Genomic DNA, 14719 nt, shown 5'->3' with positions numbered 1-14719 from the left:
TTAATTTTTTAAGATCTTATAAATTATTGCTCTTCAGCATCAAGAAATTCTGCCTGATAAGTAAGATTGTCTGTGCCTGATAGTCCTTGTTGAAAAGTCATTATTTCACTTTCAAAAGTTATAGGAGCAGCTGCAGTATCAAACTTTTTAGTTGCAATACAAATTAATTTTCCTCGTTTTCCATTTAAAGCTGGCGGTACAAAGAAAAGATCTTTTGATTCTAAAGTTCTAATTATAGGAACTTGCTGGCCTGTGGTTTCAATTTTTAAATACCAATTAAAATTATAAGTACTACTGTTTTCTACTTGTTGAAGTACAGATGTTCTGTCAAACTTATATGCTCCTTTATTTACATAAAAACTAGTGTAGTACTCTAACATATAAGGATATCTTATAAAAGCAGGAAACACATGTGGTGTAAAAGTATCTTCGTTATGGATACCACCAGTTGGCCTTGGGAAATTGAATAATGGATGAAGACTTGGAGTTGTAATACCTGTCCATGTAAAAGTTGTTGGAAGAAATGCTGGTACAGGAATGTCATACATTTTAAAATTTTCAACATATATTTTAAAATCCGGAGTAACGACAGTGCCATTATCTATCGTCCATGGAGCATCATTCCAGTAACCTGGATCTGGAGGTGTTGTTCCTGTATTATTACCAATTCCGTTACCTGAAGTTTTGCTGCAGGCATCGCCAGAATAGAAATCAGATACGCCAAGCTTATAAAGGGCCGGTACATTATCATAATCATCCAGTCCGCTTTTAAACTGTATTAAATTACTTTTTGCTGTATAAGTGATCGTTTTTCTAATTGGTTCTGTGTGATCGTATCCGGAAGTTATTTTTGCAGAGCAAATGATTCTTCCATAAGCCCCATCAAGGCATTTTGGAATAAAAAATACATTAGAATATTCCTGTACTTGCGGGAGTTCTATTTTTTTTTCGTCAATTTCCATCCACCATGTCAATTCTACTACTCTGTTTGGACCCTGAAATTTAGAATTGTCTAATCCTGAAAGACTATAAGTATTTCCAGATCTTTGTGCAAAATAATTACAAGTATATTCTGCAAGAGGATATGGAAGGTTTAACTGTGTATACTCTGAAGGTAATGGATAATAACCAGGAGTATAGTGTACTCCCGTTTGAGCAGGATTTGGAAAATATAATTTATCATGAAGACTTAAAATATTTCTTCCCTTATATGGTGCACCCTCAGGTAGTTTATCTTCCCAGTTAACTCCTCTGCCACATGCTACAGGTATTTTGTATGGCGTAAAATCACCCACTATAACCTGTAAATCTGTATCGTAAATAGAATTATCTTCTTCTGTTGGAATTCTTATTTCATTGTTACAATCATTAGCAATACCAGTATAACCATAACAGTATTCTTCAATAATATTCTGGTCCTGATCTTTAATTGTTTTTAGACGATTTAAATCATCATATTCGTAAGTCACAAGGGTACCTCTTGGATCTACAATTTTTGAAATACCTACTAATGGTTTGTATATATATGACGTAACCATCGCGCTTCCTAAGTTGGTTCTTATTTTTTGAATTTCAGCCTTTAACTGATCTTCAGTGTAACTTTGCAAATATTCAAGAGTTTCAGAACTGCTCTTGCTTAATGCAGTCATGACATCCGTATAGGTAGCATTTTCTATTTTAGCAATTGGCTTAGAATAGTTATATCCCCAAAGATATACTGTATGCGAATCATCTTTTTTAGAAGATTCTATTACATTACCAAATTTATCATAATCATGAAATTGAATTTTTTCTTCAAATTGATTTGTAGCACTTGTACTGCCTTTGATTGTTTGTACCGCTCTTGGAAGGATTAAAGTTTTACTGCCTTTAACAAATGAATTGTACAGTACCTCCTGAATACTAAGAGTTTCGGGATAATTATTGTCTACTTTACGGGATGTTGTTACGATTACTGGTTCAGCAATACGATTAGCACTCTTCAGATCATTCATTAATGCAGTAATAGTAAAATCGTGAGGATAAACGGTTTGCTTTATTAAAGTGGTAATGTTTCCAGATTCATTAACAATATTTTGCACTGATTTTGGCAGTGAATATTTATAATCATAAGTAGTTGAAGTTGTGTTTTGAACTTTATTTTGATTGTATTTTGTAACTGTTTTTGTTTCGTTGTTCAAATTTCTACTGGCGAAAACAGAAGGATAAAATGCAAAATCAGGTTCTAATGGTTCAAGTTCACCTTCACTTGGGAATATTTCTTTTCTCGAAATCCCAATTTTGTCACTAATCTGATCATAAATGTCATATTGATAACCATATTTTGTCTCTTCTACCAAATTATTGTTTTTGTCATATTTTCCAACAGATTTTAATTTTCCAATTAATAATTCGGTGTTATTAGTTGTAGGAAGTCTCCAGCCATTATTTAGCCCAAATTCAATTTTATTTTTATCGTAAGGTTTATAAGTAAATAAAGGTTGTTCTGTCGGAAAATCTTTTCTTGTTGAAAATATTTTTTCAATATATCCGTTATCGGCATTTTCTTTTATCAGCACTCTCGAATATCCAACATTTGATCCTTCAATTAGATCAAAATCGGCTCTGGAATTTGTAAAAGTATGAAGGATAAGCCCATTCTGAAGAGAATAATTAGATAGACTCATATAAGTTCCAGCAAGTTGCTCGCTATATGCGTGCGCAATTCCAAGCACGGGTAAATTATTTAAAATTCCAGAAGAGTTACCATTCAGATCTAAATAATTGTATTTATGTACTTGAACAGCTCCCTTTGTATCGACTAGCTTGTGTGTTGAAATTCTTAAACCTCCTGATTTAACATTTAGAGCATTTAAAGATGAATAAAAGTCATTTAATTCATATTCAAATTCTTCTCTTCCGCCAGTTGGATATTGAACCTTAATCAAGACACCAGATTTTGTATAAGCTAGAGAAGGTTCTAATGACCTGCCTACAGTAGCAAAACTCCCTGGAAAAATGGGAAAAGGAGAAATCGAAAAATCTTTCTTGTTAGGACTGTAATATAATTTAGGTGGAGGAATAAGGCACATGCCACAACTTATAGAAGTTACATTGTTATACTCACTAGATACCGGTCCATTTGCATATCCTAAATAATCTGTAATTGATGCTCCTCTTTCGGGAAGTTTAACCTCATCATTATAAAAGAAACGATAAGGTGGTATTATGGCATTATTTTTTCCGGTTTCTTGTACCGTTAAAAGACGTAATCTTTTACAAGTAGGTTCATTACAATTATTATTAGAAATGGTATAATCATATTCTAATTTTATAGTTTTTATAATAACATTGTTGATGTCCTTGATAATGACTTTTGATAATGCATAATCCCCAGGTAAATCTTTTCTCGGTTCTTCATATTTAAATTCAACAATACCTTCAGCATAGCTAATTTTACTTATCCTGTTTAAGTTTGGATATCTAATTTCAGTTGAACTTAAATTTCGTGTCAACTGAGCACCAGCAGCAGTGGTTGTTTGAAAATCTGAAGTTTTTCGATATTCTGGATAATTAACAGCATACTTTTCGTATGTAAAAGTGACTTCATTCCCTTTAAAATCTTTAATAGAACTCAGTTTATAAGCCATTATTTCCTGAGATGTTAAATCTCTGCTTGAGCCTATGGTTGTATATGGAGATAATATTTCTCTATTAACATATTGGTTAACATCTAATTGATCAAAAACATATTGAGTCCCATTTATATTAGTAACCTCTATTTTATTGATGCCTTGTATTCTTCTTGGCGGACCTCCTTCAAAATATCGTAAATCTCCTTCAAATTTAATATTATCCTTAAATTCGGGGAAAAATGGAATAACTCCAGTTTTTCCTATAGTAGTTGTAATTTTGTTTCCCTGATAAGCAATTTCCATGACAGAACCATCTTTTTTGTGTGTAAAAGATGTATTTAACCCAGGAGCATTTACATAAAACAAATCCGGAGATAAGTCTTTTTTTGTATATGGATATTCCATTTCAGCCAATGTGAAAACTTTATCGGTACTAGAAGTGATATCAAAATACTTATTTAATGAAATGTTTTCATTTTGAAGAAGCCACCCAACTTCTTTTAATTTAAGCCCTTGTGCACCTGTGGTTCCAATTCTTGAGAATTTTAATCTATAATCATTTACGTTATACAGTTGGGCATCTTCAACTCCTACTTTAAAATCTTCTATGCCTTTTATTACTTTGGTTATAATCCCGCCCGCATTTAAAGACCAGTCCTGACCAACATTTGAAGCTGTCTCATCTACTTTAACACCCTTTGAAGAGTAGTTTAATTCAATTGGAACAGTAATTTGACCAATCTGTATTTGGTATATAGGAACATTTATACTTGCTGAACCAGTATATTCACCCACACTCGAAAAATTAACCTGCCTAAAACCTGCAGCATTTGGCGTTGCAATTTTAGGAGTAAAAATTTCGCTGTAAAGCAGATCATTAATCTTCGTTGATTCAGTAGATGATGGCCCGTCACCAATTGGTGCCTGCTCAACTGGCCCTACAGGATCCCCTCCGGGAGCTTGTGTTTGGGCCTTAATTTTGAAAGAGAAAAAAATAAGAACAAATAAATAATAGTAATAATGCTTCATAGAATGAATTATAATTGTTTTTGGCTTTGATAAAATTTGTTAAAAATATAATATCTTTCTTTAATTTTAGCTTTTATTTGGAGGAAAAAAATTAAATATTTGATTTTTGATAATTATATTTTTTTTGTGATATTATTTAATAAAAGTGTAATTTTTCTTATCCAATCGCACTGCTCAACTGGAACATTGGTAAATACATAGCAACCAATAAAACAGCTACTAAAACTCCAACGAAAAGAATAATAAAGGGCTCAAGAACAGTAGTCATAACTTTAGATTGCTGCACCACTTCCTGATTGTATTGTTCACTTAACTGTTTAAAAACATATTCTGTTTGATTGGTTTCTTCGGCTACTTTTACTAGGGATATAATTCGATTGTCGAAGAGAGGAGTGTTCTTCAAACTGGCGCTTAAACTATTTCCTTTTAAAATGCTACTTTCTACTTGCTCAAGTGCTTCCTGAAGTGGTACAAAACGAATCATTTTTTTGACCATCTGAATACTGTTCAATAACGGAACTTTAGCAGTAGTAAGTAATGTTACTGCCTGAGTAAATTGCGCTAGATACACTTTTGTCATAAAAGGTCCTAAAACTGGAATTTTTATGAGAAAATAATGCAATGCTTTTTTGTACTTATGATTGTCTTTAAAAAATTGGGTGGAAAAAATAAAAATAATTATTGCCAGGAAAAAATAGAGCCCATATGTTTTTGTCCAGATGGATAATTTTACAATCATCTGTGTCAAAAAAGGAAGTTCCATGTTGTTTTGTTTAAAGATATCCTGAAACATAGGTACAACATAACTCAACATAAAAACAACAACCAAAACTGCCGTACTCAGTACAATTGAAGGGTAGGTGAGTGCAGCAACGATAATTCTTTTTTGTTCATTTTTGCGTTCAAAAAAACGACCAAGTTCTTCACATACCTGTGCTGTAGTTCCAGTTTCTTCCCCAATTTGTATAGAATAATATTCATATTCTGTAAATGATTTTGAAGTCATTAAAGCATCAGAAAAAGGACTTCCATTCACTACATCATTTAGAATTGTCTGGATTAAATCTTTATCTGTTTTTTTCTTTAATGACTCGATAATCAACGATAATCCTTCTTTAAAACTAACTCCAGCTTTTAGTAAAACAGCAAGTTCAAGATAAAAAGCCTGTTTCTTTTTATTATTGAAACTGTCACCAAAAAGAGTGATTTCTTTTTTTAACAGACTCTCGATACTATTCTCATTTTTAGATTGAACAGCTTTTTTATTGGGTGTGTTTTCTATTTTAAAGGCCATCTTCCTGATTCATAAAAAAGGTTAAATCATTTTTTTTCGAAATAAAAATTTGATAATCGGGTAATTCTGTTTCAGCGAATATTGATAATGCATCTATTTGTCCGTTGTTTATTTCTTTTCCTTTAAAAAAAGCTTTTCTTGGAGCAATTTTCAATTTAATTGTATCCCGATTTCGCATACTAAATTTGTCCTGAAAGGAATAAGTTACTGTGTCAATTTCTGAAATCATTATTAATAACTGTTTGTCGCTATCATACATTATATTATGCGGTTCATTAAAATCCTGCCAGAGTTTTTGCTCGAATAGCGCAAGGGTACTCGTTTTTTCAAAATTGTTTTGAATGGTATGAATTTGCTTTTGAACAATCCGCAAAACACTAAATGCCATACCGACTACAATAGCAGTAATAATCATAACTACTATCATCTCTGACAATGTAAACGATTTTAATTTTCCTGCAGCCATATTACTTGTTGTTTTGTAATTTCCTTTTTGGAAATGTTATTTACTGCTGAAATTGAAATCATCTTTTTTGCAGATACTGCTTCTAATTCAATGTTGATATTCCAATTTTTATATTCTTCTTGATAGGGTAATTTGATAGTATTATTTTGAACTTCATACTCAAGTTCATTAATTCGGGTTTCAATACCGTGTGTGTTTTTGGAGAAGGTATTAAAGACTAGATTGTTTAATATTAAACTTGCCACGATAAAAATAATGACTACTAAAACCGTTGCCACAATTGCTTCGACCAATGTAGCCGATTTTATTTTTTTTAGTATAACCATTTTAAAACAGTTTTAGGTTGTTGTTCTAAAATTATACCTCCATAAATTGCGGGTACAGTTTCGTTTTCGATAGTGGCATTATAGACATGATTCATAAAAATAGACCCAGCCTGATTTGCTACAAATTGCTTTGTATAAACCGATCCGGAAACTGTTCCTTTTATTTCAAAATTGCCATTGCAGTATACTTGTCCTTTTATTTTTGAATCTTTTTCTAAAACGACTTGGGTCTGAAAATCGGATGTTTCTTTTGTTTGGATATAAGTTACACATCCTTTTAAAACACTTCCTTCTCCTATAAAAATTTGATTTTCTGATAAAGTATTATAGTTAGAGTTATCAGTGACACTATTTTTATTGTCCTGAAATAGAAGTAAAGCTGAAGGATAGCTTAAATTACATTTTTTGCCCAATGTGATTTTTTTAGATGCAATAGTCTGAAAACTTCCAATCGTTTCATCTTCAATTTCAATAATTGGCGCAATTAAGATTAAGTCATTTAGTAAAGCACTTTTTCTGACTTTAATAGCCGTTTCTGATTTAATTATAATATTTCCAGAGATAATTTTGTTTTCAAGTGTTATGGCATTTTGAGAATAAAACCCTTTTGTTTTTTCTTTAAAAGAATTTGTAATTTTTACAGCCGAATTTAGATTGATATAATCTTCCTGGCGTTCTATTTTATATTCTTTTAGATAAAAATTTACGACATCAAGAAAAGTTTTTTCCGGCTTTGGCAGTTCGGAAGTACTTTTTTCAATACGGCCGTAAATTAATTGTGTCCCATAATAGCTGTTACCTGCAATATAACCTGAATTTACACCTTGAGTTGGCAGGTAAGCAATGCCATTAATTTTAGTACTTCCTACTACAGTTAGTGCATTATGTGTCTCTTGCAAAAACAAAGTAGGTGATTTATCTGCTATAATAAGAGATCCTATTATGGCAGTTTTAGTAAATTTCTTCTTTCGGAATTGTGTTATTGTAATTCCTTTTTGAAATACTCCCCATTGTGATAAATGAGTTTTGATAGTTTGATTCTCTTTTTTTATGAAATCAATTGTAACCGTATCCGTATTTAATTCCTTTTGCTCTAAAAGAGACTGCATTCCTATATCAGCAATCTGGATATTCTCAATTGCTCCTTTTGACTGCTCTTTCATATATATAAATGTATACGCATATAAAACAAGGCCAGCCAGAAGCAAAGCAATCAATACAGCAATAAAAACCGTAAACTGTAAAGCACCAGATTTTATTTTTAATTTCAATCCTGAAGCATTATAAGATTAAGGTTTCCTTTGTATTTAACATATACAGATTCTTTACTTCCGTCTTTTAGAAAAATTTCGTTTTCGGTATCACCTATTTTCATATAGTAATTTTTACCATCAATAATAAGCATGAAAATTTTACTTTTCCCCTTTGTATCAGTAATTAAACCTCTATAAACAATATTTGGCCAAACCAAAGGCGCAGGCTGTTTAATAACTTTTGGAGTTTTAGCTTTAGCTGTTTTTGCAGAGGATACGATTTCAGGATTGTACATTTTTCCTAAAAAAGGATCTCTGTAATTTACATTAATAGCAAAAGACTCCCTTTTATTAACTTTTAAAGGTTTAAAATTAAATTCAGGATTGTTCTCAGGGATTATTTCATTTGAATTTGTAAATGAAAACACCTGAAACAAAACAGCACCCCAAACAAATAAAACTAGAGGTAAAAGAACATATATGTTTTTTTTGTTTTTCATTAATGATCTTATTTTTGACCTAATTCTTTTTCTATTTTTTCTATTCGCAAAGCTAAAGTTTTTAATGCTTCAATTTCTTTTGCCTGCTCTTCAATTTTTTTATTTTGCTGAATAGAATAAAGAGTCAATTCTTCAATTTTTTGAAGCAATTTAGAATTCATTTCTCCCAGATTAATTCCATTTTTTAAAACTTCTTCTTCGCTTGGGATATTTTCTAAATGGCCTTTTTCTGCAATATGTTTTTCAACTTCTTGCAGAGTTGGTAAGTCATATTCTTTTTTGAAAACAAAATCAGACCAGCCTGTCATATCTACTTTTACTTCTTTTGAATGAACTGTTCCATTTACATCTAGTTTGTTTGAAGGATTTGTTATTCCAATACCTACATTGCCATTTAAAGTTATGGCCATTTTTGATGTATATGTCAAACTTTGGGCAGAAGTCGCGGGATCTGCAGTCTGAATTAATAAGCCGTTCACACCAGTATCTGTTCCTGAATAAAGTCTAACACCAAAAGATTTTGTTTGATCTGCATGTGTAATCATTTCTAGACCACTTTGACCATTTCCATATTGACCTAATCTTAGTTCTTCGAAGTTATATACGCCTGGTATAGATAGTTTTGAAGAGCCGCCATTATTAAATTCCCCAATTTGAAGTTTGTTTTGTGGGGCAGTTGTGCCAATTCCAAAATTTCCAGTAGCAACATAGCTATTACTTGTTCCTGTTATCTTCAGATTCCCTGCCGACTCAACGTCACTTTTTGAATCTAATAGATTTCTCCATTCATCCCAGGTATTTTGATTATAAAATGCACTTCTATACATAATTCTTCCTCCTTCCCAAGTACTTTTAAAGTATAATTGGGAAACCAAATGCCCCGCCTTTCCATAAATTTCTAATAATGAACCATAAGTCGAAGGTGCACTCGTTCCACCATAATTATCCCAAAGTTTTAAGGACATTGGTGAAATTCCAACTCGCGGAAGACTGCTAAAATCTTTTTGCTCTGTTGCCCACTTTAAGCTATTTGAACCTAAATTACCATCAAAGGTTTGACCGTTTATGAATGAATGGAATGAAACTATGGTAAGAAGTAATATTTTTTTCATTTGGATTTATTTTTTTTTTGCTCTAATTGATATAATCTTTCAAGAATAGATTTAAAAGTTTCGTTTTCCTTTTTTAATATTTCAATTTGTTTGTTTGATTTTTCAATATCTTCTGATTGCTTATTATTTCTCTTTTCCTGATCAATTATATAAAGTGTCAATTCTTCAATTTTTTGAAGTAATTTAGAATTCATTTCTCCAAGATTAATTCCATTTTTTAAAACTTCTTCTTCACTTGGAATATTTTCTAAATGCCCTTTTTCATTTATGTGTTTTTCAACCTGTTCTAATGTTGGTAAATGATATTCTTTTTTAAATACAAAATCTGACCAGCCTAACATATCAACTTTTACTTCTTTAGAATGAATTGTTCCATTTACATCAAGTTTGTTTTGTGGATTAGTAGTTCCAATACCAACATTTGAAGTAAAATATGCATTTCGACTTTGATAAGTACCAGTTGTTGTTGCATAAACATCAACTGTAGTTTTAAAAGTCAATTGCCCTCCATTAATTATATTAAAAGGGAGTGGATTTTGAACCTCATCATACACAACAGGGTTTACAGCATAATTAGATTGATAATAGTAAGTAGTTGCGCCACCTCGAATCCAGATTATAATTTCTTTATTTCCAGATGCTGCTGTTATATCTTGCCATCCAGCTATTAATGGACTACTACCGGTAATTATAAGAGGTTTAACATCAGCATCAATAAAATGAGAACCATTTCCCCAAGCAGTAGTGTGAAAATTAAAAGTAGCCATTAATGATCCTCTCCATGATGCATTAGTGTGTACATTGCTTCTGCCTAAAATTAGATTAGTTGGAACATTATTTCCCCATCCGCCATCGATAAATTTTACAGGATAAAATTTATCGAGATCACCATTTACTACAAAATTACCAGAAACTTGTCCGTAAGAAATTATAGAGATTAAAGCTATAAAGCCAGTTAATATTTTTTTCATGTTATTTATTTGATTGTTTTAATATTGATATGTCTTTTTTTATTTCTTCATTTTCCTTTTTTATCTCAATCATATAGAGTGTCATTTCTTCTATCTTTTTAAGTAAAGTCATATTCATTTCTGCCAGCATCAAACCATTTTTCTCGATTTCCTGTGCAGAAGGAACTTCAGGTAAATGCTTATTTTCTTTAATATAATTTTCAACTTCCTCTAAAGTTTTAATTTTATAATCATTTTCAAAAACAAAATCAGGTACTAACGGTCCAAGCATATCAACACGAACTTCTTGTGTATGGATTTTTCCTTTGACCGTCAGTTTTTCATCAGGAAGCATTGTACCAATCCCAACATTATTACCCATTACAAGAAAATTACCTACAGTATGGGTTTCGCTTAAATTAGCTGTATAATCTTCAATATTAGAAAGTACATCTGTATTTACAGGAGTTCCATTAATTTGATACGCTACAGATTTCATGTTTTCACCTGTCGATTTTGTCCAGCCAGAAAATTTAAAACCCCAATTATGATAGGCAGCTGAATAAGGTACATCAACGGCTAAATATTTTTTGCCATTGTAAATACACGTTTTTAAAGTCCAATAACTATAATTATCAATTGATTTTATAGCAGCATAAGTACTATTATATGATGATGAAGAGTTTACTTCAAGTACATTTATTCTATTAGCAGCCGTTGTAGCCCCTCTAAGCGCTGTAATTGTACCTATTGCGTTATTCATATTTATTAATGTACCGTTGTACATTTCATGCAGTAAGATTAAATTTCGAGTGTAATCGCCTCCACCATTCCAACCAATATCAATGATTTTGTAATCACCAGCTAAAGGCGTTGTTGACACCTGTGCATTAATGTATATGGGAACAAATAATATTAACAGACAAATATTTTTTAATTTTTTGTTCATTTCTTTTATTTTATAGTTGCTTTTTTCTATTATAATAACTGTACTTTATCTATTTTAAATAGAGAAGAATAATTTTATATAAGTTTTAATTTATAGTAAAATTAAAAACTACACTTCTTGTACTTTGATTTCCAGCTTCATCAAATGATTTTACAAACCAATAATATGTTCCGGCAGTCATGGTTTTATTATAAGGACTGGTACCTCGGTCTTTAAAGTTTAAATTGGTCAATGCGCTTTCAGTATAAACATAAATACTGTCTCTTTCTGCGCTTCCAGAAACAGGAGTTCTGTTCCATTGAAAATCTATGCTTTTACTAGTTGTAGTACTTGCATTTGTTGGAGTAGACAGAATTGGAGTATTAGGTGCTTTAGTGTCTACTAAAATTGATCTTGAAGTATAAAGGGTTTGTACAGTTCCGTTACTGGCTCTTACTTTCCAGTTGTATTTACCCTCATCAAAGGTAAAATTAAAAAATGTTGATGCTGAATTTTGTTCTTTTACCAAAGTGTTGTTTTCATCTAAAACTTGAAGTTGATAGTTTGTCGCACCAATAATAGCATCCCAGGATAATTTTTGTAAAGCAGTTTTTGTAATTAAATTGTTGCTTGGCGTTAATAGCACAACAGTATTATTTTGAAAATCATCATTATTTAAAATTTCAAAACTTCTTTTGAAGTATGCAGTTTCATATGCGCTGTTAACCGCTCTTATGCGCCATTCATATTTTCCAATATTTAATTGCTGTGTATAAGAGTTTTTTGTGACCAAAGTGTCAAGTATTATTTGCTGCGGGGCGTCAAAACTTGGAATCGCAATTTGTAGTTGATATTTATCAGCACCTTCAACGATCTCCCATGAAAATGTAATCCCAGTTGCAGATAAAGCGGCGTTGTTTGCCGGAGCTGTTAATGATACTTCTTTTTTAGAGATATCATCAACCATTAATATTTCTTCGCAAGAAATAAAAGTTAAAAGAACTAGAAATAGAAAATATTTAAATGAAATTTTAGGCATGATATTTAGGAATAGACATTAATATAATTAGTAAATGCTGAGAAGAAGTTACATATCAAATAAATCTTTGTTGTTTTTCTTTTCACTTATTTTACGTTTAGTGATTCCAGAACAGCTGTTGTTTTCGTTTACAATATCAGCGACATTCCAGGCTCCTTTAATGGATTTAACCCAGCAGAAAGAACTTACTTGATAAGCAACAATTGTTTCTGGATTAATATCTATGGTATCTGTTTTTTTTCCGCTTTTGAATAAAGAAATTGTATATTTTTTGTACTGATTATTTGTTAAATAAAAAGCGTCTGATTGTCTAATTTTGGCGATTTCTTCAACAGGTAGACTTACTGCAAGGCTTGAAATAATTTTTAAGTTTTGAGCGTCAGTTAATAGTTTTAAAATAGCAGTATTATAATCAGCATTGATTTCCTGAACTAAACCTGCAATATCTAAAATTTTAATAGTTACCAATTCAGGTTTGACAGGCAAACTATCTATAAAAGCAACTTTTGTTTGATTCTGGTTGTATTTGGCTTTCGATTTATAGATTTTATTTAATTTTCGATTATAGGGAACAACTCCAATTTCTATTCGAATATTATTTTCCAGTTTTGGCAAACCCTTTGGCTCAAATATATTTTCATTGTATGATAATTTTGATGTTCCAATACTTCCTAATTCGACAACAGAAGAGGAAAATTTATAGTTGTCGTTTTTAATTTTAGTTGTCTGGCAGGCACTGCAAATTATGATTATCAAGACAACAATTTTTTTTAACATAACATTCTTTTTTATAGATGGGAAAAATATAATATATTCATTTAAAAAATAACATTTTAGACATTATTTTTAGTTCTAGTTTTTTTAACAAATCTAGTAAAATTGATGTAATAGATTGTTAAAATTAAATCTTTTATTTTTAACTGGAATTACTGGCTTGTTCTTGATTTTGTGCTTTGATTTTCTTCTGTTTAATTTTGATATTTAATAAATTAAAATTATTTCAAATTGTTAAATTTTTAACTTAAATTGTGAGGTAATATCTTATATTTGGTTTTTAATTAAAACCTTATTATGAAAAAAACTTTAGCTCTTTTGGCTTTATTAGTATGTCAAATTATCAATTGTCAAACATTCTCAACAAATTTAACACCTGTTGGATGGGAGCATAACATTTTATTTAATTCTGTAACTCGTTATACAGTAACTCAAGAAGGACCAACAATTAATTTGGCTGGATTGTTTGATGGAAGTATGAATCCTTATTATATGGCAGGAGTTACACCGGCAACTCCAAAAGTTATTCTTATTGAAGGTTTATCAGGATATCATACACAAGCAGGAGCATGGGTTGGATGGACGACACGATACTTACCGGCAAGCAGATTTAAAATTGAAGGCTACGATACCTATAATGGGGCAAATGTATGGAGGGTAATAGCTGATTATTCAGATGTTGATTACGGAAATTATAATTTTTCAGTGAAAATTCCAGTTGGTGGTGTTTACAGCAAGTTAAAATTTACATTTTATAACGGTCAGGGAGGAAATGTTGGCCTGTCGGAGCTGTTTTTTATTCATCCGGAAGCTACAAGTCCATATTCGGGATTATTGACGCAATCGGCTACTAATTGGCAGAATAATGGTACGAATTTATTTTATAATTTAGGCAATGTAGGTATTGGTATAAATGCTCCTCAAAATAAGCTTGACGTAAATGGAACAATTCATTCCAAAGAAGTAAAAGTAGATGTTATAGGCTGGCCTGATTATGTATTTAAAAAGAATTATAATTTGCCAACTCTTGAAGAAGTAGAAAAGCATATCAGTGAAAAAGGTCATTTAGGAAATATTCCAAGTGAAGATGAAGTTTTAAAAAATGGAATTTCTTTAGGAGAAATGAATGCTAAATTACTGCAAAAGATTGAAGAACTTACACTTTATATGATTGATGTAAATAAGAAAGTAAATGTACTTCAGGTTAATAATGATAAGCTTTTTGAGGAAAATAATTTATTAGTTAAAAAGATTGAAAACCTAGAAAAGAAATAATTGATGATATTTTAAAATAATAAATGTTTTTGATATTCTGAAATATCAAAATAAAAATGCACGAATGTTTTTAGATTTCGTGCATTTTTTTTTATTAATATAGAGTGGATGTGCTAACTTAGCATGGAGTTCTAGTTAAGAACTAAATCTTAACTTTAG

The 14719-nt window shown here is 30.9% G+C and carries 12 protein-coding genes; 1 reads left to right on the top strand and 11 read right to left on the bottom strand.

Going from position 1 to position 14719, the window contains the following annotated elements:
* Positions 1 to 23 precede the first annotated feature (23 nt).
* The 11 genes from ACODSB_RS22900 to ACODSB_RS22850 form a co-directional block, all read right to left on the bottom strand.
* The gene (locus ACODSB_RS22900; protein WP_488938732.1) at positions 24 to 4643 is read right to left on the bottom strand and encodes a hypothetical protein; all 4620 of its coding nucleotides are present in this window, start codon (positions 4641 to 4643) and stop codon (positions 24 to 26) included.
* Positions 4644 to 4800: 157 nt separating this feature from the next.
* Positions 4801 to 5937 carry a type II secretion system F family protein gene (locus ACODSB_RS22895; protein ID WP_488938731.1) on the bottom strand — a complete coding sequence of 379 codons (1137 nt, stop codon included), beginning with the start codon at positions 5935 to 5937 and terminating at the stop codon, positions 4801 to 4803.
* Positions 5927 to 6403: a PulJ/GspJ family protein gene (locus ACODSB_RS22890; RefSeq protein WP_488938730.1), complete on the bottom strand. Its 477-nt coding sequence runs from the start codon at positions 6401 to 6403 to the stop codon at positions 5927 to 5929. The genes ACODSB_RS22895 and ACODSB_RS22890 overlap by 11 nt, the downstream gene beginning before the upstream one ends.
* Complete coding sequence (locus ACODSB_RS22885) at positions 6385 to 6729, bottom strand: hypothetical protein (RefSeq protein ID WP_488938729.1); 345 nt, start codon at positions 6727 to 6729, stop codon at positions 6385 to 6387. The genes ACODSB_RS22890 and ACODSB_RS22885 overlap by 19 nt, the downstream gene beginning before the upstream one ends.
* Positions 6717 to 8000, bottom strand: coding sequence for a hypothetical protein (locus ACODSB_RS22880; RefSeq protein WP_488938728.1), 1284 nt, complete (start codon positions 7998 to 8000; stop codon positions 6717 to 6719). Before ACODSB_RS22880 ends, ACODSB_RS22885 begins: the two co-directional genes overlap by 13 nt.
* Entirely contained in the window at positions 7997 to 8482 is a 486-nt protein-coding gene (locus tag ACODSB_RS22875) for a hypothetical protein (RefSeq protein WP_488938727.1), read from the bottom strand. The genes ACODSB_RS22880 and ACODSB_RS22875 overlap by 4 nt, the downstream gene beginning before the upstream one ends.
* 8 nt (positions 8483 to 8490) lie before the next feature.
* Positions 8491 to 9594: a hypothetical protein gene (locus tag ACODSB_RS22870; protein ID WP_488938726.1), complete on the bottom strand. Its 1104-nt coding sequence runs from the start codon at positions 9592 to 9594 to the stop codon at positions 8491 to 8493.
* Complete coding sequence (locus tag ACODSB_RS22865; RefSeq protein ID WP_488938725.1) at positions 9591 to 10565, bottom strand: hypothetical protein; 975 nt, start codon at positions 10563 to 10565, stop codon at positions 9591 to 9593. Before ACODSB_RS22865 ends, ACODSB_RS22870 begins: the two co-directional genes overlap by 4 nt.
* 1 nt (position 10566) lies before the next feature.
* Complete coding sequence (locus tag ACODSB_RS22860; RefSeq protein ID WP_488938724.1) at positions 10567 to 11493, bottom strand: hypothetical protein; 927 nt, start codon at positions 11491 to 11493, stop codon at positions 10567 to 10569.
* An 85-nt stretch (positions 11494 to 11578) separates the two neighbouring features.
* Positions 11579 to 12511, bottom strand: a complete 933-nt coding sequence (locus tag ACODSB_RS22855) for a hypothetical protein (protein ID WP_488938723.1) — start codon at positions 12509 to 12511, stop codon at positions 11579 to 11581.
* Between the two features lie 48 nt (positions 12512 to 12559).
* Positions 12560 to 13288, bottom strand: coding sequence for a hypothetical protein (locus ACODSB_RS22850; RefSeq protein ID WP_488938722.1), 729 nt, complete (start codon positions 13286 to 13288; stop codon positions 12560 to 12562).
* A 294-nt stretch (positions 13289 to 13582) separates the two neighbouring features.
* On the opposite strand from ACODSB_RS22850, the gene ACODSB_RS22845 reads away from it, so the two are divergent.
* On the top strand, positions 13583 to 14560 hold the full coding sequence (locus ACODSB_RS22845) for a hypothetical protein (RefSeq protein ID WP_488938721.1): 978 nt from the start codon (positions 13583 to 13585) through the stop codon (positions 14558 to 14560).
* Positions 14561 to 14719: the final 159 nt, after the last annotated feature.

Source organism: Flavobacterium sp. FG68 (genome assembly GCF_057808895.1).
This window is presented reverse-complemented; position numbering and strand designations above follow the sequence as displayed.